Consider the following 19,863-nt stretch of genomic DNA (forward strand, 5'->3'; position numbering starts at 1 on the left):
GGCTCGGCGGGTTCGGCACGGGGGGCCTGGGCGGTCTGGGCGGGTTCGGCGCGCACGGCGCGGAGACCGGTCCGGTCCGCGCCGAGACCGACAAGGTGATGGACGACCTGCGCGACATCCTGGAGCGCCACGGGGAGGCCGGCGGGCCGGCGCAGGGCGAGGTCACCGTGCGCTGGGCCTACGAGGTGGCCGCGCCGGCCGTCGCCGGGGCGGTGCTGCTGGCGATCCTGCTGGCCGTGGGCTGAGGCCCCGGCGCGGGGGCGGAGTGTGACCGCGGGGCGTGGTGTGCGCGGGCCGTTCCGGGATGCGCGGCGTGGGTGGGGGACCGTGGGCCGCTTGGCCGCTTGGCTGCCTGATCGCCTGATCGCCCGTCCGGTGCCCGGGTCGTGGGGGTGTGGCGCGCGGGGCGGGGGTGCGGTGTCCGCGGGCCGTTCCGCGGTGTGTGGCGTACGCCGGGACTGTGGGCTGCCCGCTCGCCCGCTCGCCCGGGCCCTGGGGGTGCGGTGTGCGCGGGCCGTTCCGCTGTGTGTGGCGTACGCGGGGGCCGTGCGCCGCTCGCCTGCCCGCCCGCCCGGTGCTCCGGCCGTGGGGACGGGGCCGCGCGTTTCGGTCGGTCGCTTCGTCGTCGGTCCGCATTCCGACTGCCGGTGCCGTGTTCCGACGGTCGGCGCCGTGCCCCGACGCCTCACCCGGAGGGGCCGGAGCGCGCCGGGCGTACGGTCCGGCGCCCGGGTACGACGGAACGGGGCGCCCCGGGAGGGGCGCCCCGTTCCGTGCGTGGACTCCGTGCCGTACGCCTCAGATGCCGGCCGCCGCCGACAGGTCCCGCTTGACGGCCGCCAGCAGCTCGGTCGCGCGGGCGCGCGCGGCCGGCAGGCCGGTCCGGTCGGCGACCGGTACGACGACCTCCAGGTAGCACTTCAGCTTGGGCTCGGTGCCGCTCGGGCGGACGATGACCCGGGCGCCGTCGAGGGTGTAGCGCAGGCCGTCGGTGGGCGGCAGCGTGTCCGTGCCCCGGGTCAGGTCCTCGGCCCGGGTGACGGGCAGGCCCGCCAGTTCCGTCGGCGGCCGCTCGCGCAGCCGGCGCATCGCGTCGGCGATCAGGGAGAGGTCCTGGACGCGCACCGAGAGCTGGTCGGTGGCGTGCAGGCCGTGCTCCACGGCGAGGTCGTCGAGCAGGTCCAGGAGGGTGCGGCCCTCCTCCTTCAGCGCGGACGCCAGCTCGGTGATCAGCAGCGCGGCGGTGATGCCGTCCTTGTCGCGCACGCCCTCGGGGTCCACGCAGTAGCCGAGGGCCTCCTCGTAGCCGTAGCGCAGACCGTCCACGCGGGCGATCCACTTGAAGCCGGTCAGGGTCTCCTCGTACGCCAGCCCCGCCTTCGCGGCGATCCGCCCGAGCAGCGAGGACGAGACGATCGACTCGGCGAAGGTGCCGGTCACGCCCCGGCGGACCAGGTGGGCGGCGAGCAGCGCGCCGACCTCGTCGCCGCGCAGCATCCGCCAGTCGCCGCCGTCCTCGACCGCCACCGCGCAGCGGTCGGCGTCCGGGTCGTTGGCGATGACCAGGTCCGGGCCGGTGGCGCGGGCCCGCGCGAACGCCAGGTCCATCGCGCCCGGCTCCTCCGGGTTCGGGAACGCGACCGTGGGGAAGTCCGGGTCCGGGTCGGCCTGCTCGGCGACCAGCACCGGCTCCGGGAACCCGGCGCGGGCGAAGGCGGCCAGCAGGACGTCCCGGCCGACGCCGTGCATGGCCGTGTAGACCGTGCGGGCGGTGCGCGGGGAACCGGCGGACAGGACGGCGTCCGTACGGGCCAGATAGGCGTCCAGGACCGAGTCGTCCAGGACCTCCCAGCCGGACTCCGGGCGCGGCACGTCGTGCAGGGAGGCGATGGCGTCGATCCCGGCGGCGATCCCCGCGTCGGCGGGCGGCACGATCTGGGAGCCGTCGCCGAGGTACACCTTGTAGCCGTTGTCCCGGGGCGGGTTGTGGCTGGCGGTGACCTCCACGCCGGCGACCGCGCCCAGGTGCCGTATGGCGAACGCCAGGACGGGCGTGGGCAGCGGGCGGGGGAGCACGGCGGCGCGCAGACCGGCGCCCGTCATCACGGCGGCGGTGTCCCGGGCGAAGTCGGCGGACTTGTGGCGGGCGTCGTAGCCGATGACGACGAGTCCGGCGTCGTCGCCCCCGTGCGGGGTGCCGTTCTCCTTCAGGTACGCGGCGAGGCCGGCGGCGGCGCGGATGACGACGCTGCGGTTCATGCGCATCGGGCCGGCGCCCAGTTCGCCGCGCAGGCCCGCGGTGCCGAACTGGAGGGTGCCGGCGAAGCGGGCGGCCAGCTCCTCCGTGTCACCGGCGGCGATCAGCTTGGCCAGTTCGTCGCGGGTCTCCTGGTCCGGGTCCTCCGCGAGCCAGGTCTCGGCCTTGCCGATGAGATCGTCGTGCACCGTGGGATCAACCTCTCCGTGTTTTCCTGCTCCACTGGGGGCTCGGCCCCCGGATGGCGGGACTCCGCCACCGGCCCCCTCCGCCCGTCCGCCCCGCCGCGTCGGTCGAGGGGCGGGCGCGGGGGTCCGTCACCGGCGCGGCAGCGCCCGGGGTCCGCTACAGCTTGCCCAGCACCCGGCCGAGCAGCTCGCCCATCCGGGCCGCCGAGTCGCGGCCGGCCTGGAGGACCTCCTCGTGGTTGAGGGGCTCGCCGGTCATCCCCGCGGCGAGGTTGGTGACCAGGGAGATGCCCAGCACCTCGGCGCCCGCCTCGCGCGCGGCGATCGCTTCCAGCACCGTCGACATGCCGACCAGGTCCGCGCCGATGACCCGGGCCATGCGGATCTCGGCCGGGGTCTCGTAGTGCGGGCCGGGGAACTGGGCGTAGACGCCCTCCTCCAGCGTGGGGTCGATCTCCTTGCACAGGGCGCGCAGGCGCGGCGAGTACAGGTCCGTCAGGTCGACGAAGTTGGCGCCGACGATCGGGGAGGTCGCGGTGAGGTTGATGTGGTCGCTGATCAGCACCGGCTGGCCGGGGCGCATGCCCTCGCGCAGGCCGCCGCAGCCGTTGGTGAGGACCACGGTCTTGCAGCCGGCGGCGACGGCGGTGCGCACGCCGTGCGCCACGGCGGCGACACCGCGGCCCTCGTAGTAGTGGGTGCGGCCCAGGAAGACCAGGGCCCGCTTGTCACCGAAGGAGTACGAGCGGACCTTGCCGCCGTGCCCCTCGACGGCCGGCGGCGGGAAGCCGGGCAGCTCGGTGACCTGGAACTCGGCGTCGGGCGCGCCCAGGGCGTCGACGGCCGGAGCCCAGCCGGAGCCCATCACGAGGGCGACGTCGTGGGTCTCGGCGCCGGTGAGGGCGCGCAGGCGCGCGGCGGCGGCGTCGGCGGCGGCGTACGGGTCGCCCTGGATGTCGTCCGGAAGAAGAGATGCGTTCACGCCGATGAGGGTAGCCGGTTCTCGCCTACGCGCGTAGATGACAGACCTCACGGGATTGCTTTCGTTGCCTTGTCGTTTCCCACAACGGGGGCCGAAAGCGGAGGAAAGCCGCGCGAGGGCGGGGCGGACCGGCGTGGCGGGCCGGTTCAGCAGGGGCGCTTGCGCAGCTCCATCACATAGTCGTGCGGCGCCCCGGCCGACTCCGCCGCGTCGGCGATCTCGCCCAGGTAGCGCGCCGACGGCAGCCCGCCCTCGTAGCTGTCGAGGACGTACGTCCAGGCGGACTCCTCGCCGTCCAGGGTGTGCACGCGCACGCGCACCCGCCGGTAGAGGTCGAGTCCCGCGCCCTCCCACCGGTCGAGCGACTCCTCGTCCATGGGCGCGATGTCGTACAACCCGACGAAGACCTGGGCCAGCGGGTCCTCGACGATCGTCGCCAGCGCGCCCTCCCAGCTCAGCTGCTCGCCGCCGAAGGTCAGCCGCCAGCCGTTCAGCCAGCCGGTGGCGCGCAGCGGCGAGTGCGGGGCGCGGCGGGACATCAGGCGCGCGTCGAGGTTGCCGGCGTACGCGGCATAGAGCGACATGCACAGAGGGTACGGCAGCCGCACCATGCGTCCCGGGCGTCCCGGGAGTGACACCGATGGCGCCGGTGGCGCCCCGGGCCGTGGCACGTTGAAGCGTGCGGGACAATGGAATACGTGACTCGGATCGTGATCATCGGTGGCGGACCCGGCGGATACGAAGCGGCGCTGGTCGCCGCTCAGCTCGGCGCGGAGGTGACCGTCGTCGACTGCGACGGTCTGGGCGGGGCGTCGGTGCTGACCGACTGCGTGCCGTCGAAGACCCTTATCGCTACGGCCGAGGTGATGACCACCTTCGACTCCTCCTACGAGGAGCTGGGCATCATCGTCGCCGACGACACCCCGCCGCTGGAGCAGACGGCCCGGGTGGTCGGGGTGGACCTCGGCAAGGTCAACCGCCGGGTGAAGCGCCTGGCGCTCGCCCAGTCGCACGACATCACCGCGTCCGTCACGCGCGCCGGTGCCCGGGTCATGCGCGGGCGCGGCCGGCTGGACGGCATGCAGGCCCTGGACGGGTCCCGGAAGGTCGTCGTCACGGCCGCCGACGGCACCGAGGAGACCCTCACCGCCGACGCCGTCCTCATCGCCACCGGCGGTCACCCGCGCGAGCTGCCCGACGCCCAGCCCGACGGCGAGCGCATCCTGAACTGGACCCAGGTCTACGACCTCACCGAGCTGCCGGAAGAGCTGATCGTGGTCGGCTCCGGCGTCACCGGTGCCGAGTTCGCCGGCGCCTACCAGGCCCTGGGCTCCCGGGTCACCCTGGTCTCCTCCCGGGACCGGGTGCTGCCCGGCGAGGACCCGGACGCCGCGGCCGTGCTGGAGGACGTCTTCCGGCGCCGTGGCATGAACGTGATGGCCCGCTCCCGCGCGCAGTCCGCCAAGCGCGTCGGCGACAGGGTCGAGGTGACGCTGGCCGACGGCCGGGTCATCACCGGCTCGCACTGCCTGATGGCCGTCGGCGCCGTCCCGAACAGCGCGGGGCTCGGCCTGGAGGAGGCCGGCGTCAAGCTGCGCGACTCGGGCCACATCTGGACCGACAAGGTCTCGCGGACCACCGCCCCCGGCGTCTACGCGGCCGGTGACGTGACCGGTGTCTTCGCCCTCGCGTCCGTCGCCGCCATGCAGGGGCGCATCGCCATGTACCACTTCCTCGGCGACGCGGTGGCCCCGCTGAACCTGAAGGCGGTCTCCTCCAACGTCTTCACCGACCCCGAGATCGCGACGGTCGGCTACACCCAGGCGGACGTGGACGCGGGCAAGATCGACGCCCGGGTCGTCAAGCTGCCCCTGCTGCGCAACCCGCGCGCCAAGATGCAGGGCATCCGGGACGGCTTCGTGAAGATCTTCTCCCGGCCGGGCACCGGGATCGTCGTCGGCGGTGTGGTCGTGGCCCCGCGCGCCTCGGAACTGATCCACCCCATCTCGATCGCCGTCGACAACAATCTGACGGTCGAACAGATCGCGAACGCCTTCACGGTGTACCCCTCCCTTTCGGGGTCGATCGCTGAGGTCGCCCGGCAGTTGCACACCCGCAAGGCGAGCGCGGAGGCCTGACGGCCGCCGCCGGCTCTCCCCTGGTCACGGGGGTTCGCGGCGGGCGCGGGCGGCTTGGTCGGGGCGGATGGGGTCTATATCACCTCCCGCCCCGCCCTGCGAACAACTTCTGCTATTCGCCGCAAACTGCTGAAAGCAGACGGTCGCTGGGGTTACTGTCAGTTTCGTGTTCGCTGCTGAACGTCGCCAATTGATCCTCGAAATGGTGCGAGCGAACGGTGCCGTGTCGCTCCGTGAACTCGCCCGAGTCGTCCAGACCTCCGAAGTGACCGTACGACGGGACGTGCGCGCACTGGAGGCAGAAGGACTCCTCGACCGTCGGCACGGCGGTGCCGTCCTCCCGGGCGGCTTCACGCGCGAGTCGGGCTTCCCGCAGAAGTCCCACCTCGCGACCGCCGAGAAGACGGCGATCGCCGATCTCGCCGCGGGCCTCGTCGAAGAGGGCGAGGCCATCGTGGTCGGGGCCGGTACGACCACGCAGGAGCTGGCCCGCCGCCTCGCGCGCGTGCCGGGCCTGACGGTCGTCACCAACTCCCTCCTGGTGGCCCAGGCGTTGGCCCACGCCAACCGGGTGGAGGTGGTGATGACCGGGGGCACCCTGCGCGGTTCCAACTACGCCCTCGTCGGCTCCGGCGCCGAACAGTCCCTCCAGGGGCTGCGCGTCTCCAGGGCCTTCCTCTCCGGGAGCGGTCTGACGGCCGAACGCGGCCTGTCCACCTCCAACATGCTCTCGGCGTCCGTCGACCGGGCCCTCGTCCAGGCCGCCGCGGAGGTGGTGGTCCTCGCCGACCACACCAAGCTCGGCACCGACACGATGTTCCAGACCGTGCCGACGGACCTGATCACCCGGCTGGTCACCGACGAACCGCCGGCCCACGACGACCGCGCCGGTACGGAGTTGCAGGCGCTCGCCGACCAGGGCGTGCAGATCGCCGTTGCGGGGGCGAGCGGGAACCCGGGGGGTGACCAGGTCCCGGCGGGCCGCCGTACTCCCCTGCCGGGACCGCGCAGGGGTCATGTACCGGGTGCCACGGCCCTGCGCTCCGCCGCGGGACTGGGAGAGCCCGCGGGAGCCGACCGGGGCCGGGTCGCGGACCTGCGCCGCCGCTGACCGCCCCCACCGGACGGCGCCCACCGGGTGTGGGGCCCGGCCGATGGCCCGCGGGGAGACGGGCCACGGGCCCGCGCGCCCTCACCCACCCTCACGCCGGGGGGCTCCGCCGCCTTGCCCCTCGCCGGGTTTCTGCCGCGTTGGCTCTCGCCGGAGCCTCCGCCGCGGTGTCCGCCGCAGCGCCGGGGCCTTTTGCGACAGGCACGCCGCCCGTGCGGGGCTTGCGCTGCTGCCTGCCGTGCGCCCAGGCGGGGCTGTCCCCGCTGCCTCCCGCGCGCCCTTCGGGGGTTTCGCCGCCGAGTCCGAGTCCGTGTCCGTGCCGGTGCCTGCGCTGCGTTCCGGGTGGCCGTGCGGGGTTGTCCTCGCTGCCTCCCGCGCGCCTGCGCGGGGTTCTCGCCGCTGCGTTCCGCGTGCTCGTGCGGAGTCGTCCCCGCTGTGTCACGCGTGTCCGTGCGGTTCTCGCCGCCCGCCTTACGCGCGCCCTCAAGGGGCTTTCGTCCTCTTCCGTGACCGTGCCCCGGCGCCCGCGCCGCGCCCCCGGTCGGCCGAGTGATGCCGTCGGCCCGGAATCGCCGTCGGTCGAGTGACGGCGTCGGCCGGGAACGGCGTCGGCCCCCGGCGGGTGTGCCGGGGGCCGACGCGCTGTCGTGCGGGGCGGGTCAGTCCTTGATCTCGCAGATCGCCGCGCCCGAGGTGATGGACGCGCCGACGTCGGCGGTCAGGCCCTTGATGGTGCCCGCCTTGTGGGCGTTGAGGGGCTGCTCCATCTTCATGGCCTCCAGGACGACGACCAGGTCGCCTTCCTGGACCTCCTGGCCCTCCTCGACGGCGATCTTCACGATCGTGCCCTGCATCGGCGAGGCGAGGGTGTCGCCGGAGGCGACCGGGCCCGACTTCTTCGCCGCGCGGCGCTTCGGCTTGGCGCCGGCCGCCAGACCCGTGCGGGCCAGGCTCATGCCCAGCGACGCCGGCAGGGAGACCTCAAGGCGCTTGCCGCCGACCTCGACCACGACCGTCTCGCGGCCGCCGTCCTCCTCCGCCTCGACGTCGGCCGGGGCGGCGAACGGCTTGATCTCGTTGACGAACTCGGTCTCGATCCAGCGGGTGTGGACCGTGAAGGGATCCGCCGAGCCGGTCAGCTCCGGGGCGAACGCCGTGTCCCGGACGACCGCGCGGTGGAACGGGATGGCCGTGGCCATGCCCTCCACCTGGAACTCGTCCAGGGCACGCGCGGCCCGCTCCAGCGCCTCCTTGCGGGTGCGGCCGGTCACGATCAGCTTGGCGAGCAGCGAGTCCCAGGCGGGGCCGATCACGCTGCCGGCCTCCACGCCCGCGTCCAGGCGGACGCCGGGGCCGGAGGGCGCGTCGAACCGGGTCACCGTGCCGGGGGCCGGGAGGAAGTTGCGGCCCGGGTCCTCGCCGTTGATGCGGAACTCGAACGAGTGACCGCGCAGCACCGGGTCGCCGTAGCCCAGCTCCTCGCCGTCGGCGATGCGGAACATCTCGCGGACCAGGTCGACGCCGGCGACCTCCTCGGTCACCGGGTGCTCGACCTGGAGCCGGGTGTTGACCTCCAGGAAGGAGATCGTGCCGTCCTGGCCGACCAGGAACTCACAGGTGCCGGCGCCCTCGTAGCCGGCCTCCTTCAGGATGGCCTTCGAGGCGCGGTACAGCTCGGCGACCTGCTCCTCGGAGAGGAACGGCGCCGGGGCCTCCTCCACCAGCTTCTGGTGGCGGCGCTGGAGCGAGCAGTCACGGGTGGAGACCACGACCACGTTGCCGTGCTTGTCGGCCAGGCACTGGGTCTCGACGTGGCGGGGCCGGTCCAGGTAGCGCTCGACGAAGCACTCGCCGCGGCCGAACGCGGCCACCGCCTCACGGACGGCGGAGTCGTACAGCTCCGGGACCTCTTCGAGGGTGCGGGCGACCTTCAGACCACGGCCGCCACCACCGAAGGCGGCCTTGATGGCGATCGGCAGGCCGTGCTCCTCGGCGAACGCCACGACCTCGTCGGCGCCGGAGACCGGGTCGGGCGTGCCGGCCACCAGCGGGGCGCCGGCGCGCTGGGCGATGTGCCGGGCGGCGACCTTGTCACCCAGGTCGCGGATGGCCTGCGGCGGCGGGCCGATCCAGGTCAGGCCGGCGTCCAGGACGGCCTGCGCGAACTCGGCGTTCTCCGAGAGAAAGCCGTAGCCGGGGTGTACGGCGTCCGCGCCGGACTCGCGCGCCGCGTTCAGGATCTTGTCGATGACCAGGTAACTGGTGGCCGGGGTGTCACCGCCCAGGGCGAACGCCTCATCCGCGGCGCGGACATGCAGAGCGTCCCGGTCCGGGTCGGCGTATACGGCCACGCTCGCGATCCCGGCGTCCCGGCAGGCCCGGGCCACGCGGACAGCGATTTCGCCACGGTTGGCGATGAGCACCTTGCGCACGATTGAGGCTCCCTCCTTGAAACAAGCCGAGTTTAGGGACTGCCGACACGGCACTTCGACCCGTCCCCAATGGTGAGCTTGCCCACACGGAGCGTGATACGAGGCTCGCTCGACCCGAGAAAGCCCATGTCGTACCTCGGTACGCAGGACTCCTGCGGAAAACCCTAGCCCTGTCATGTGGTCAAGGTCTCTGTGAGAGCGTGCTGCGGCCCACTCTGATTCTTTGTCGAGTCCCTACGAATGGCCCAATGATTCTTTGCTGCCGCCCGAACCCTTGTCCCTGGGTTTACCCGTTAGTAGCGTCTGCGCTGTCCGGAACGTACCTGAGGTAACAGGCCGTCGGCGTGAGAGTGGGTGGGGACCGGTGGTACGCAGACCGGTGGCAGGGGTCGTGGCGGTGGTCCTCCTCGCGGAGGCGGTCGTCGTCGCTGCGCTGAACTGGTTCCTCGGGGTGGTCGTGGGCCGGCAGAAGATGTCCCTGGCCGGCCTCGACCCCGACGTTATGGCGACGTCCTCGAAGGTCGGCGGAGTCCTCTTCGGGCTCTACTTCGTCCTGTGCGCGCTGGTGGCCGTGCTCGTCGCGGTACGGGACCGCGCCCCGGCCGGTTTCGGCCGCGTCCTGCTGATCAGCGCCGCCGTGGTGCACGGCCTGCTCGGCGCGTTCGCCTGGGGCCTGGTCGGCTGGCCGGCGTTCCTGTTCATGGTCGTCGTGCTCGGGCTGATCGTGCTGCTCCTGATGACGTACGACCGTGCGGGCGGCCCGGGGCGCCGGGCCCCCGGCGGCGCGCCCGGGTCGGGCGCCGGTCCGGCGGCGCGGACGGAACCGGGCGCGGTGCCCGCCGCCGGCCCGGCCGCGCCGGCGAGCCGTACGGAGGAGCCGCGGGACGGGGACGACGAGCCGCGGGACTCCGCCCCCGCCGGGATCACCGTTCCGGCGCCCACAACTCCGTGATGCCCACGCCCAGTTCCGACAGGAGCCGGCGGAGCAGGGGGAGGCTGATGCCGATCACGTTGCCGTGGTCGCCGTCGATGCCCTCGATGAACGGCGCCGAACGGCCGTCCAGGGTGAAGGCGCCGGCGACGTGGAGGGGCTCCCCGGAGGCCACGTAGGCGGCGATCTCGGCGTCGCTCGGGTCGCCGAACCGGACCACGGTGGAGGCGGTCGCCGACACGTACCGCTTGGCCTCCGTGTCCCACACGCAGTGGCCCGTCTGGAGCACACCGGCCCGCCCGCGCATGCTCTTCCAGCGGGCGGTGGCCTCCTCGGCGTCGGCCGGCTTGCCGAGCGCCCGCCCGTCCAGCTCCAGCACCGAGTCGCAGCCGATCACCAGGGCGCCCTGCACCTCCGGCCGGGCCGCCACCACGGACGCCTTCGCCTCGGCCAGGGCGAGCGCCAGCTCCGCCGGGGTGGGCGCGGTGACGGCGTCCTCGTCGACGCCGCTCACGATGACTTCGGGGGCGAGACCGGCCTGCCGGAGCAGGCCCAGCCGGGCCGGGGACTGGGAGGCGAGCACGAGTCGCCTGCGGCGCGTTGCGGTCATGCGGCCAGGTTAGTCAGCGCGTGCCGCGAGGCTCACCTCAGGCCGATGACGATCATGATCAGCACCATGGCGAGCGCCACGAGGAGGCCGAGCCGCCGCAGCATGTCCTGCGCGTCGCGCAGTTCCTTCGGCGGCTCGTTCTCGGGGTCTGACCACAGCATGTCACCAGCGTGCGGCCGGGACGGGCGGGGTGCCTGAGTAGGCGTACTCAAATCGGCACCCGTGTCGGTCACCCCGGCCAGTAGGTGCGGGTCCAGGAGGCCGGGCCCGGCCGGGGGACGCGGGCCGCGGCGATCCGGGACGGGTCCGACCAGGCGTCCCGCGGGCCCTGAGCGCCGGACGGCCGGACCGCGGCCGCCGCGGCGCGGGCGCGGACCACCGCCAGTGCGGCGGCCAGCTCCTCCGGGGTCGGATTGCCTCGTACGACCTTGATGTTCATGACCGCTCCCAGGGTCGGCGGGCCTACAGGGGGATGTTGCCGTGCTTCTTCGGCGGCAGCGACTCCCGCTTGGTGCGCAGCTGGCGCAGACCGCGGACGATGTGCGCACGGGTGTCGGACGGCATGATCACCGCGTCGACGTAGCCGCGCTCGGCCGCGACGTAGGGGTTGAGCAGGGTGTCCTCGTACTCCCGGATCAGCCGGGCGCGCACCGCCTCCACGTCCTCCCCGCCGGCCTCCGCCTCCGCGAGGGTGCGCCGGTGCAGGATGTTCACCGCGCCCTGCGCGCCCATGACGGCGATCTGCGCGGTGGGCCAGGCGAGGTTGAGGTCGGCACCCAGGTGCTTGGAGCCCATGACGTCGTAGGCGCCGCCGAACGCCTTGCGGGTGATGACGGTGATCAGCGGGACGGTGGCCTCGGCGTAGGCGTAGATCAGCTTGGCGCCGCGCCGGATGATGCCCTCGTGCTCCTGGCCGACGCCCGGCAGGAACCCGGGCACGTCCACGAAGGTCAGCACCGGGACGTTGAAGGCGTCGCAGGTGCGCACGAACCGGGCGGCCTTCTCGGAGGCGTCGATGTCCAGGCAGCCGGCGAACTGCATCGGCTGGTTGGCGACGACGCCGACCGGGCGGCCCTCGACCCGGCCGAAGCCGGTGACGATGTTCGGCGCGAACAGCGCCTGCGTCTCGAAGAACTCGGCGTCGTCCAGCACGTGCTCGACCACCGTGCGGATGTCGTACGGCTGGTTGGCGCTGTCCGGCACCAGCGTGTCCAGCTCGCGGTCCTCGTCGCTGACGGCGAGGTCGGCCTCCTCCGGGAAGACCGGGGGCTCGGAGAGGTTGTTGGACGGCAGGTACGACAGCAGCTGCTTGATGTACTCGATGGCGTCCTTCTCGTCCCCCGCCATGTGGTGGGCCACGCCGGAGACCGAGTTGTGGGTGCGGGCGCCGCCCAGCTCCTCGAAGCCGACGTCCTCGCCGGTGACCGTCTTGATGACGTCCGGGCCGGTGATGAACATGTGCGAGGTCTGGTCGACCATGACCGTGAAGTCGGTGATCGCCGGGGAGTAGACCGCGCCGCCCGCGCACGGGCCGACGACCAGGCTGATCTGCGGGACGACACCGGAGGCGTGGGTGTTGCGGCGGAAGATCTCGCCGTACGCCCCGAGGGAGGCGACACCCTCCTGGATCCGGGCGCCGCCGGAGTCGTTGATGCCGATCACCGGGCAGCCGGTCTTCAGCGCGAAGTCCATGACCTTGACGATCTTCTGGCCGTAGACCTCGCCGAGGGCGCCGCCGAAGACGGTGAAGTCCTGCGAGAACACGGCGACCGGGCGGCCGTCGACGGTGCCGTAGCCGGTGACGACACCGTCGCCGTACGGGCGGTTCCGCTCCAGCCCGAAGTGGGTCGACCGGTGCCGGGCGAACTCGTCCAGCTCGACGAACGAGCCCTCGTCGAGGAGCAGTTCGATCCGCTCACGGGCCGTCAGCTTGCCCTTGGCGTGCTGCTTCTCGACGGCGCGCTCCGAGCCGGCGTGCGTCGCCTCGTCGATGCGGCGCTGGAGATCCGCGAGCTTCCCCGCGGTCGTGTGGATGTCGATCTCTGGGATCTCGTGACGCTCTTCCGGCTCGGACATCGGGATGCGGCTCCCTGCCTGCTCAAAAGGGGGGACGGTTACTCATCCGTAGAGTAGTGGCGGCCCCACGGATCAGCAGTGCGTCGTTTACCACACCTAGGGTGGCTTGCATGACGCCGCAGAATCCATCAGACAACAGCCGCTGGTCCGACCTGGACCGCCCGCCCCTGAACGTCGCCGCGCTGCGGCGCGGGCTGGTCCGCGAGGGAGGGCTGTACCGCGACATCGAGGTGGTGCAGCGGACCGGTTCCACCAACTCCGACCTCGCCGCGCGGGCCGCCGCCGGGGAGGCCGAGGAGGGCGCGGTGCTGATCGCGGAGGAGCAGACGGCCGGGCGCGGCCGGCTGGACCGCCGGTGGACCGCGCCGCCGCGGTCGGGACTGTTCTTCTCGGTCCTGCTGAAGCCCGCCGGGGTGCCGGTGGCGCGCTGGGGGTGGCTGCCGCTGCTGACGGGTGTGGCGGTGGCGACCGGGCTGGCGCGGGCGGCGGGCGTCGACACGGCGCTGAAGTGGCCGAACGACCTGCTGGTCACCGTCGACGGCCAGGAGCGCAAGGCCGGCGGCATCCTCGCCGAGCGGGCCGGCGAGGACGGTGTCGTGGTCGGCGTGGGCGTCAACGTCAGCCTGCGGGCGGACGAGCTGCCGGTGCCGCAGGCCGGCTCCCTGGCGCTGGCCGGGGCGGTGGGCACGGACCGGGACCCGCTGCTGCGGGCGGTGCTGCGGTCGCTTGAGGACTGGTACGGGCAGTGGCGGGCCGCCGCCGGCGACCCGGCGGCCGGCGGTCTCCTGGAGACGTACACGGCGGGCTGCGCGACGCTGGGCCGGGTGGTGCGGGCGGAGTTGCCGGGCGACCGGGCGGTGGTCGGGGAGGCCGTGGCCCTCGACGGGGACGGGCGCCTGATCATCGCCACGGAGGACGGGGTGCAGGAGCCGGTGGGGGCGGGGGACATCGTGCACCTGCGGCCCGCGTGACGGAGGCCGCTCATGCGACCGGTGAAGCGTGCGGGACCCGCGGGGTCCGCGACCCGCGCGCGGCACGAGGGCGTGGGGAGCTCGGGGAGCCTGCGCGGTCGTGTCCGGCGGACCGGGTGCGGCCCGCTCGGGGGATCACGGTGCGGCGTAGCCCTCTCCGGGGCGCGGGGGCCGCGCGGCCGGTTCCGGGGCCGGTGCCCGGCGACCGTCGGCACGCCTCCGACCTGGACCGATGCCGGAAACCGGGCAGGACGCCCGCCCGCCCGGCCGGTGCCGGGAGGCGGGCCGCCGGCCCGACCCGACGGAGTGAGCTGGCGCACATCTGCCGTAGAGTTGAGGCCGGTCGATACCTGACCGCGGCAGATCGGAAGGGCAGCAGGCGTGACCGTCGACGACACGGGCTCCGGCGCTGACGGGGACGGCCGGGTGGACCCCGACGCCCCCGACAACGGCGACAACCCGTTGGCCCTGCGGCTCGAACAGCTCATCCTGGGCGCCGAGCGCCGCTACACCCCGTTCCAGGCCGCCCGCAGCGCGGGCGTCTCCATGGAACTGGCGTCCCGGTTCTGGCGGGCCATGGGGTTCGCGGACATCGGACAGGCCAAGGCGCTGACGGAGGCCGACGTGCTCGCCCTGCGCCGGCTCGCCGGTCTGGTCGAGGCGGGCCTGCTCAGCGAGGCGATGGCCGTGCAGGTGGCCCGGTCCACGGGGCAGACCACCGCCCGGTTGGCCGAGTGGCAGATGGATTCCTTCCTGGAGGGCCTGACCGAGCCGCCCGAGCCCGGGATGACCCGCACCGAGGTGACGTACCCGATCGTCGAACTGCTCCTGCCCGAGCTGGAGGAGTTCCTGGTCTACGTGTGGCGGCGGCAGCTCGCCGCCTCGGCCGGACGGGTCGTGCAGTCGGCGGACGACGAGGAGATGGTCGACCGGCGGCTCGCCGTCGGCTTCGCCGACCTGGTGGGGTTCACGCGGCTGACCCGCCGGATGGAGGAGGAGGAGCTGGGCGAGCTGGTCGAGGCGTTCGAGACGACCGCCGCCGACCTGGTGGCCGCGCGCGGCGGCCGGCTCATCAAGACCCTCGGCGACGAGGTGCTGTACGCGGCGGACGACGCCGGTGTCGCCGCGGACATCGCGCTGCGGCTGGTGGAGACGCTGTCGAACGACGAGACGATGCCCGAGCTGCGGGTCGGCATGGCGTTCGGCACGGTCACCACGCGCATGGGCGACGTGTTCGGCACGACGGTCAACCTGGCCTCCCGGCTGACGTCCATAGCTCCCCGGGACGCCGTCCTGGTGGACAGCGCCTTCGCCGAGGAGCTGATCCGCAGCGGTGAGGCGCCCGTCTCGGAGGCGGAGGCGGCGGAGGCCGCCGCGGCGGCCGAGAAGGAGGGCGAGGAGCCGCCCGCCTACCGCTTCGCGCTCCAGCCGATGTGGCAGCGCCCGGTGCGCGGGCTCGGCGTGGTCGAGCCGTGGCTGCTCGCCCGTCGCGACGGCCGGCTCTAGCCAGGGGACTTCCTCCTGCCCGTCGCGCCGGGCAGGTCCACGCACAGGGCGATCACCGGTACGCACAGCTGGCCCGGTGCGGGTGCCGCCGTGCCCGGGTCCGGTGCCGGGGTCCGGGTCGGTGCCGGGGGCGTCGGGGGCGGGGGCGTGGCGGATCTCTTCGGCGTGGGCCGCGCCGTGCGGCCGGGCGTCCGCGGGGCCGTGGTGGGGGCGGGGCGGCCCGTCGGTACCGCGGTCGGAAGAGCCGCGGTCGGTACGGCGGTGCCCCCGGCCGGTGTCCCGGACGCCGGAGCCTTCGACGCCGAGGTCCCGGCGGGTGCCGGGGCGGGGCTTGTGCCGCCCGTGACGGAGGTCGCCGAGGGCCGTGCGGTCGGGGCGGCGGCGAGGGTGGCGGCGGTGTCCGGTGCACGGCCCGGGGCCCTGCCGGGCGGGCCGGGCCGGGGCTCGGCCGCCGCCGTGCCGGGCGTGCCTGCGCCCGGCTCCGGGGCGACCCGGACCAGGCTGAGCAGGCCGGCGGCCAGTGCGAGGCCGCCCGCGACGAGCAGCACCCGCCGGGACCGCGGCTTGCGGTGCCGCCCGCGCCGTACGCCCGGCGCGGGCTCCGCACCGGACGGCGCGGGTATCGGTGCGGATGTCGGCACACGTGTCGATGGCATGGGTTCCCCTCCCCGCCGCGCGCCCGGGACGCGCCACGGCGGAGGCACGCTATGCGTCCGTGTGGGCGGTGTGCGGGGAGACGGCCGGGATGTCACTCGAACGGGCGTAGCCTCCCGGGGTTTCCCGGAACCGGGTACGACTGCGATGATCGGACCGGCAGTCAGTTAACCCGCGTTAACCGGAGGGTGTCATGAGCGAGGAGCGGTTCGGGGAGTTCGTGCTGGTGCGGCGGCACGGGCACGTCGCGGAGCTGGTGCTGGACCGGCCCAAGGCGATGAACGCCGTCTCCACGGAGCTGGCCCGCTCCCTCGCGGGCGCGTGCGCGGCGCTCGCCGGCGACCCCGCGGCCCGGGTGACCGTCCTGACCTCGTCGCACGAACGGGCGTTCTGCGTCGGGGCCGACCTGAAGGAGCGGAACTCCTTCACCGACGCCGACCTCGTCCGGCAGCGGCCGGTGGCGCGGGCGGCGTACACCGGGGTGCTGGAGCTGCCGATGCCGACGATCGCGGCGGTGCACGGCTTCGCGCTGGGCGGAGGGTTCGAGCTGGCGCTGTCCTGCGACCTGATCGTGGCCGACCCTACGGCCGTGGTGGGGCTGCCGGAGGTGTCCGTGGGCGTGATCCCGGGCGGCGGCGGCACCCAGCTGCTGCCCCGCCGGGTCGGCGCGGCGCGGGCCGCCGAGCTGATCTTCTCCGCGCGCCGGGTGGCGGCGGCGGAGGCGGCGGAGCTGGGCCTGGTCGACCAGCTGGTGGACGAGGGCCGCGACCGGGAGGAGGCGCTGGCGCTCGCCGCCCGGATCGCCCGGAACTCGCCGGTCGGACTGCGTGCCGCCAAGCGGGCGCTGCGGCTGGGCCATGGCCTGGACCTGCGGGCCGGTCTGGAGGTCGAGGACGCGGCCTGGCGTTCGGTGGCGTTCTCCGGCGACCGGGCCGAGGGTGTGGCGGCCTTCAACGAGAAGCGCACGCCTCAGTGGCCGGGGGAGTGAGGGCCGCCCGTACCCGGCGCCGGTCCGTGGCGCCGCGCGGTGTCGACGGGGGCGCCACCTGATCGCCGCTCCGACATCCCGAACCATCACATTCCTCCCTAACCTGGAGTAATGGGTGAGGACAAACGGCTGATCGCGGTCGTGGCGCTGGCCCAGGGCATGGCGGCGGCGCACACCCCCCGGGAGTGCTGGCGGGCCGCCGCCCTGGGCGCCTGCCACGCGCTGGACGGCAGTTTCGCCGCGCTGTCGGTGTGGGAGCGCGAGCTGGGCCGGCTCCGGGTCCTCGCCAACGTGGGGGACCGCGCCCCGGACGAGGAGGAGTTCCCGGAGGACGAGACGTATCCGGTGCACCAGTTCCCGGAGATCACCGAGTTCCTGCACGAGCGGTGGGCCGGGGGCGGCGGTCCCAACGCCTGGGTGGAGACGGCCGTGGGCGCGTCCGCCGGCACCCCCGGCTACCTCCACCAGCGGGTCGCCGCCCTGCGCCGCCGGGGCCGCGGCTGCTGTGTCGTCGCCCCCGTCGTGCTGCACGGCCGGGCCTGGGGCGAGCTGTACGTGGCGCGCGAGGGCGGCGCGCCGGTGTTCGCGCGGGCCGACTCCGACTTCGCCACCGTGCTCGCCGCCGTCGTCGCCGCGGGCATAGCGCAGACCGAGCGGCTGGAGGAGGCCCGCCGGCTCGCGTACACCGACGCCCTCACCGGCCTCGCCAACCGGCGTGCCGTGGACGTGTGCCTGGAGGAGGCCGTCGAGCGGCACCGCGCGGAGGGCGTGGCCGTCAGTCTCGTCGTCTGTGACCTCAACGGGCTCAAACGGGTCAACGACACCCTCGGGCACGCCGTCGGCGACCGCCTCCTGGAACGCTTCGGCTCGGTGCTGTCGCTGTGCGGCGCGATGGTGCCGGGCGCGCTGGCCGCGCGGCTCGGCGGGGACGAGTTCTGTCTGCTCGCGGTCGGGCCGCCCGTCGGTGACGTACTGAAGGCGGCGGACGAACTGTGCCGCCGGGCGGGGGAGTTGGAGCTGGGGGAGGGGGTCGCGTGCGGGGTCGCCTCGACCGAGGAGCCGATCGGCGAGGTGGGCGACGCCCGGCGGCTGTTCCGGCTCGCGGACGCTGCCCAGTACCGGGCCAAGGCGATGCGCCTGGACCGTCCGGTGCTGGCCGGCCGGGAGGGCCCGGACGACCCGGTCGTCCGGCTGGCCGACGAGCCGCCGCCCTCGCGCGCCGAACGGCGCCGGTTCCGCGGGCGCCTGCCGTGAGGCGTCCGGGGGCGCCCGCCGTGAGGCGACCAGGGACGCCCGCCGTGAGGCGAAGCCCACACCGCGGGGTAAGGGGTGACCGCGGCCCCCACTAGTGACACCGCCACATTCACTGCGTACGCTCCTGAATATGGATATGCACACTGTGGTGGTGGGGACGTCCGGTGTCACGGCGTCCGACGTTCTCGCCGTGGCGCGCGGCGGTGCCCGCATCGAACTGTCGGCGGAGGCGGTGGCGGCCCTCGCGGCGGCCCGGGAGATCGTGGAAGCGCTGGCGGCCAAGCCCGACCCGGTCTACGGCGTCTCCACCGGCTTCGGCGCCCTGGCGACCCGGCACATCAGCCCGGAGCTGCGCGCCCAGCTACAGCGCAACATCGTCCGCTCGCACGCCGCCGGCATGGGCCCCCGGGTGGAGCGCGAGGTCGTACGGGCCCTGATGTTCCTGCGCCTGAAGACCGTCTGCTCGGGACACACCGGGGTCCGGCCCGAGGTCGCGCAGACCATGGCCGACGTGCTGAACGCCGGGATCACCCCGGTCGTGCACGAGTACGGCTCCCTCGGCTGCTCCGGCGACCTCGCCCCGCTGTCCCACTGCGCGCTGACGCTCATGGGCGAGGGGGAGGCCGAGGGCCCCGACGGGCGCGTCCGGCCCGCCGGCGAACTGCTCGCCGAGCACGGCATCCAGCCGGTCGAGCTGCGCGAGAAGGAGGGCCTGGCCCTGCTCAACGGCACGGACGGCATGCTCGGCATGCTGGTCATGGCCCTCGCCGACCTGGACACCCTGTACAAGTCCGCCGACGTCACCGCCGCCCTCAGCCTGGAAGGGCTGCTCGGCACCGACAAGGTCCTCGCGCCCGAGCTGCACGCCATCCGCCCGCACCCGGGGCAGGGCGCCAGCGCCGCCAACATGCTCGCCGTGCTGAAGGGGTCCGGACTCACCGGGCACCACCAGGACGACGCCCCGCGCGTCCAGGACGCCTACTCCGTGCGCTGCGCCCCCCAGGTCGCCGGCGCCGGGCGCGACACGATCGCGCACGCCCGCATGGTCGCCGAGCGCGAGCTGGCCTCCGCCGTCGACAACCCGGTCGTCCTGCCCGACGGGCGCGTGGAGTCCAACGGCAACTTCCACGGGGCGCCCGTCGCCTACGTCCTGGACTTCCTCGCCATCGCCGCCGCCGACCTCGGCTCCATCGCCGAGCGCCGTACCGACCGGCTGCTGGACAAGAACCGCAGCCACGGCCTGCCGCCGTTCCTCGCCGACGACGCCGGCGTGGACTCCGGCCTGATGATCGCCCAGTACACGCAGGCGGCGCTGGTCAGCGAGATGAAGCGGCTCGCCGTACCGGCCTCCGCGGACTCCATCCCGTCCTCCGCGATGCAGGAGGACCACGTGTCCATGGGCTGGTCGGCCGCGCGCAAGCTGCGCACCGCCGTGGACAACCTCACCCGGATCATCGCCATCGAGCTGTACGCGGCCACCCGCGCCGTCGAGCTGCGCGAGGGCCTGACCCCGGCGCCCGCCTCCCGGGCCGTGATCGAGGCCGTGCGCGCCGCGGGCGTGGCGGGTCCGGGCCCGGACCGGTTCCTCGCCCCCGACCTGGCCGCCGCCGACGCGTTCGTGCGCGGCGGGCACCTGGTGACGGCCGTGGAGAAGGTCACCGGCCCGCTCCGGTGAACGCCGACCGGCCCGCTCCGGTGAGCGGCACCGGCCCGCCGCGGTGAACGCGACGGGGCCCCGGCAGCGACCGCTGCCGGGGCCCCGTCG

The 19,863-nt window shown here is 74.2% G+C and carries 17 protein-coding genes and 1 pseudogene; 9 read left to right on the top strand and 9 right to left on the bottom strand.

The features are described from left to right. Positions 1 to 245 (top strand): annotated as a pseudogene (locus IF37_RS0123680) (PH domain-containing protein); the annotation flags it as partial. Between the two features lie 553 nt (positions 246 to 798). Here the strand turns inward: IF37_RS0123680 and IF37_RS0123685 are convergent. The 3 genes from IF37_RS0123685 to IF37_RS0123695 all read right to left on the bottom strand — a co-directional run bounded on the left by IF37_RS0123685 (position 799) and on the right by IF37_RS0123695 (position 4,011). Continuing rightward, positions 799 to 2,445 carry a phospho-sugar mutase gene (locus IF37_RS0123685; protein WP_030745909.1) on the bottom strand — a complete coding sequence of 549 codons (1,647 nt, stop codon included), beginning with the start codon at positions 2,443 to 2,445 and terminating at the stop codon, positions 799 to 801. Positions 2,446 to 2,602: 157 nt separating this feature from the next. Beyond that, on the bottom strand, positions 2,603 to 3,427 hold the full coding sequence (locus IF37_RS0123690; RefSeq protein WP_030745912.1) for a purine-nucleoside phosphorylase: 825 nt from the start codon (positions 3,425 to 3,427) through the stop codon (positions 2,603 to 2,605). A 146-nt stretch (positions 3,428 to 3,573) separates the two neighbouring features. Then, complete coding sequence (locus IF37_RS0123695; protein ID WP_030745915.1) at positions 3,574 to 4,011, bottom strand: gamma-glutamylcyclotransferase; 438 nt, start codon at positions 4,009 to 4,011, stop codon at positions 3,574 to 3,576. A 105-nt stretch (positions 4,012 to 4,116) separates the two neighbouring features. Here IF37_RS0123695 and IF37_RS0123700 point away from each other — a divergent pair, with 105 nt between their 5' ends. Both IF37_RS0123700 and IF37_RS0123705 read left to right on the top strand, forming a co-directional pair. Continuing rightward, positions 4,117 to 5,565: an NAD(P)H-quinone dehydrogenase gene (locus IF37_RS0123700; RefSeq protein WP_030745918.1), complete on the top strand. Its 1,449-nt coding sequence runs from the start codon at positions 4,117 to 4,119 to the stop codon at positions 5,563 to 5,565. Between the two features lie 166 nt (positions 5,566 to 5,731). Then, positions 5,732 to 6,676, top strand: a complete 945-nt coding sequence (locus IF37_RS0123705) for a DeoR/GlpR family DNA-binding transcription regulator (RefSeq protein ID WP_079165851.1) — start codon at positions 5,732 to 5,734, stop codon at positions 6,674 to 6,676. 659 nt (positions 6,677 to 7,335) lie between these two features. Here IF37_RS0123705 and IF37_RS0123710 read toward each other — a convergent pair. Next, positions 7,336 to 9,108: a biotin carboxylase N-terminal domain-containing protein gene (locus IF37_RS0123710; RefSeq protein WP_030745924.1), complete on the bottom strand. Its 1,773-nt coding sequence runs from the start codon at positions 9,106 to 9,108 to the stop codon at positions 7,336 to 7,338. 364 nt (positions 9,109 to 9,472) lie between these two features. Here IF37_RS0123710 and IF37_RS0123715 point away from each other — a divergent pair, with 364 nt between their 5' ends. After that, positions 9,473 to 10,060 (top strand): hypothetical protein, encoded by a 588-nt coding sequence (locus tag IF37_RS0123715; protein WP_253915830.1) that lies wholly within the window; start codon positions 9,473 to 9,475, stop codon positions 10,058 to 10,060. Here the strand turns inward: IF37_RS0123715 and IF37_RS0123720 are convergent. From IF37_RS0123720 to IF37_RS0123735, 4 genes are all read right to left on the bottom strand, one after another. Continuing rightward, the gene (locus IF37_RS0123720) at positions 10,032 to 10,649 is read right to left on the bottom strand and encodes a nucleoside triphosphate pyrophosphatase (RefSeq protein ID WP_030745930.1); all 618 of its coding nucleotides are present in this window, start codon (positions 10,647 to 10,649) and stop codon (positions 10,032 to 10,034) included. The two genes, IF37_RS0123715 and IF37_RS0123720, sit on opposite strands and share 29 nt — an antisense overlap. A gap of 32 nt (positions 10,650 to 10,681) precedes the next feature. Further along, positions 10,682 to 10,810, bottom strand: a complete 129-nt coding sequence (gene mmpB, locus IF37_RS46410) for a morphogenic membrane protein MmpB (RefSeq protein ID WP_106981839.1) — start codon at positions 10,808 to 10,810, stop codon at positions 10,682 to 10,684. A gap of 68 nt (positions 10,811 to 10,878) precedes the next feature. Then, positions 10,879 to 11,088, bottom strand: a complete 210-nt coding sequence (locus IF37_RS0123730) for an acyl-CoA carboxylase epsilon subunit (RefSeq protein ID WP_030745934.1) — start codon at positions 11,086 to 11,088, stop codon at positions 10,879 to 10,881. A 23-nt stretch (positions 11,089 to 11,111) separates the two neighbouring features. Next, positions 11,112 to 12,725: an acyl-CoA carboxylase subunit beta gene (locus IF37_RS0123735; RefSeq protein WP_030745937.1), complete on the bottom strand. Its 1,614-nt coding sequence runs from the start codon at positions 12,723 to 12,725 to the stop codon at positions 11,112 to 11,114. Between the two features lie 110 nt (positions 12,726 to 12,835). On the opposite strand from IF37_RS0123735, the gene IF37_RS0123740 reads away from it, so the two are divergent. Next, entirely contained in the window at positions 12,836 to 13,696 is an 861-nt protein-coding gene (locus IF37_RS0123740; RefSeq protein WP_030745940.1) for a biotin--[acetyl-CoA-carboxylase] ligase, read from the top strand. 381 nt (positions 13,697 to 14,077) lie between these two features. Then, positions 14,078 to 15,202, top strand: coding sequence for an adenylate/guanylate cyclase domain-containing protein (locus IF37_RS0123745; protein ID WP_030745943.1), 1,125 nt, complete (start codon positions 14,078 to 14,080; stop codon positions 15,200 to 15,202). Here the strand turns inward: IF37_RS0123745 and IF37_RS0123750 are convergent. Next, positions 15,199 to 15,858: a hypothetical protein gene (locus tag IF37_RS0123750; protein ID WP_106981840.1), complete on the bottom strand. Its 660-nt coding sequence runs from the start codon at positions 15,856 to 15,858 to the stop codon at positions 15,199 to 15,201. The genes IF37_RS0123745 and IF37_RS0123750 overlap by 4 nt on opposite strands. Positions 15,859 to 16,049: 191 nt before the next feature. Here IF37_RS0123750 and IF37_RS0123755 point away from each other — a divergent pair, with 191 nt between their 5' ends. The 3 genes from IF37_RS0123755 (at position 16,050) to hutH (ending at position 19,773) form a co-directional block, all read left to right on the top strand. After that, the gene (locus IF37_RS0123755) at positions 16,050 to 16,844 is read left to right on the top strand and encodes an enoyl-CoA hydratase/isomerase family protein (protein WP_030745948.1); all 795 of its coding nucleotides are present in this window, start codon (positions 16,050 to 16,052) and stop codon (positions 16,842 to 16,844) included. A gap of 111 nt (positions 16,845 to 16,955) precedes the next feature. Continuing rightward, positions 16,956 to 18,098: a GGDEF domain-containing protein gene (locus tag IF37_RS0123760; protein ID WP_030745950.1), complete on the top strand. Its 1,143-nt coding sequence runs from the start codon at positions 16,956 to 16,958 to the stop codon at positions 18,096 to 18,098. A gap of 136 nt (positions 18,099 to 18,234) precedes the next feature. Further along, positions 18,235 to 19,773 (top strand): histidine ammonia-lyase, encoded by a 1,539-nt coding sequence (gene hutH, locus IF37_RS0123765; RefSeq protein WP_030745952.1) that lies wholly within the window; start codon positions 18,235 to 18,237, stop codon positions 19,771 to 19,773. Positions 19,774 to 19,863 lie beyond the last annotated feature (90 nt).

Source organism: Streptomyces sp. NRRL S-31 (genome assembly GCF_000718775.1).
Taxonomy (GTDB): Bacteria; Actinomycetota; Actinomycetes; order Streptomycetales; family Streptomycetaceae; genus Streptomyces.

Coding starts and splice junctions, on each gene's coding strand:
- IF37_RS0123695 (WP_030745915.1), bottom strand. CDS start 4,011: ATGTCGCTCTATGCCGCGTACGCCGGCAACCTCGACGCGCGCCTGATG.
- IF37_RS0123700 (WP_030745918.1), top strand. CDS start 4,117: ATGGAATACGTGACTCGGATCGTGATCATCGGTGGCGGACCCGGCGGA.
- IF37_RS0123720 (WP_030745930.1), bottom strand. CDS start 10,649: ATGACCGCAACGCGCCGCAGGCGACTCGTGCTCGCCTCCCAGTCCCCG.
- mmpB (WP_106981839.1), bottom strand. CDS start 10,810: ATGCTGTGGTCAGACCCCGAGAACGAGCCGCCGAAGGAACTGCGCGAC.
- IF37_RS0123730 (WP_030745934.1), bottom strand. CDS start 11,088: ATGAACATCAAGGTCGTACGAGGCAATCCGACCCCGGAGGAGCTGGCC.
- IF37_RS0123735 (WP_030745937.1), bottom strand. CDS start 12,725: ATGTCCGAGCCGGAAGAGCGTCACGAGATCCCAGAGATCGACATCCAC.
- IF37_RS0123740 (WP_030745940.1), top strand. CDS start 12,836: ATGACGCCGCAGAATCCATCAGACAACAGCCGCTGGTCCGACCTGGAC.
- IF37_RS0123750 (WP_106981840.1), bottom strand. CDS start 15,858: ATGCCATCGACACGTGTGCCGACATCCGCACCGATACCCGCGCCGTCC.
- IF37_RS0123755 (WP_030745948.1), top strand. CDS start 16,050: ATGAGCGAGGAGCGGTTCGGGGAGTTCGTGCTGGTGCGGCGGCACGGG.
- IF37_RS0123760 (WP_030745950.1), top strand. CDS start 16,956: ATGGGTGAGGACAAACGGCTGATCGCGGTCGTGGCGCTGGCCCAGGGC.
- hutH (WP_030745952.1), top strand. CDS start 18,235: ATGCACACTGTGGTGGTGGGGACGTCCGGTGTCACGGCGTCCGACGTT.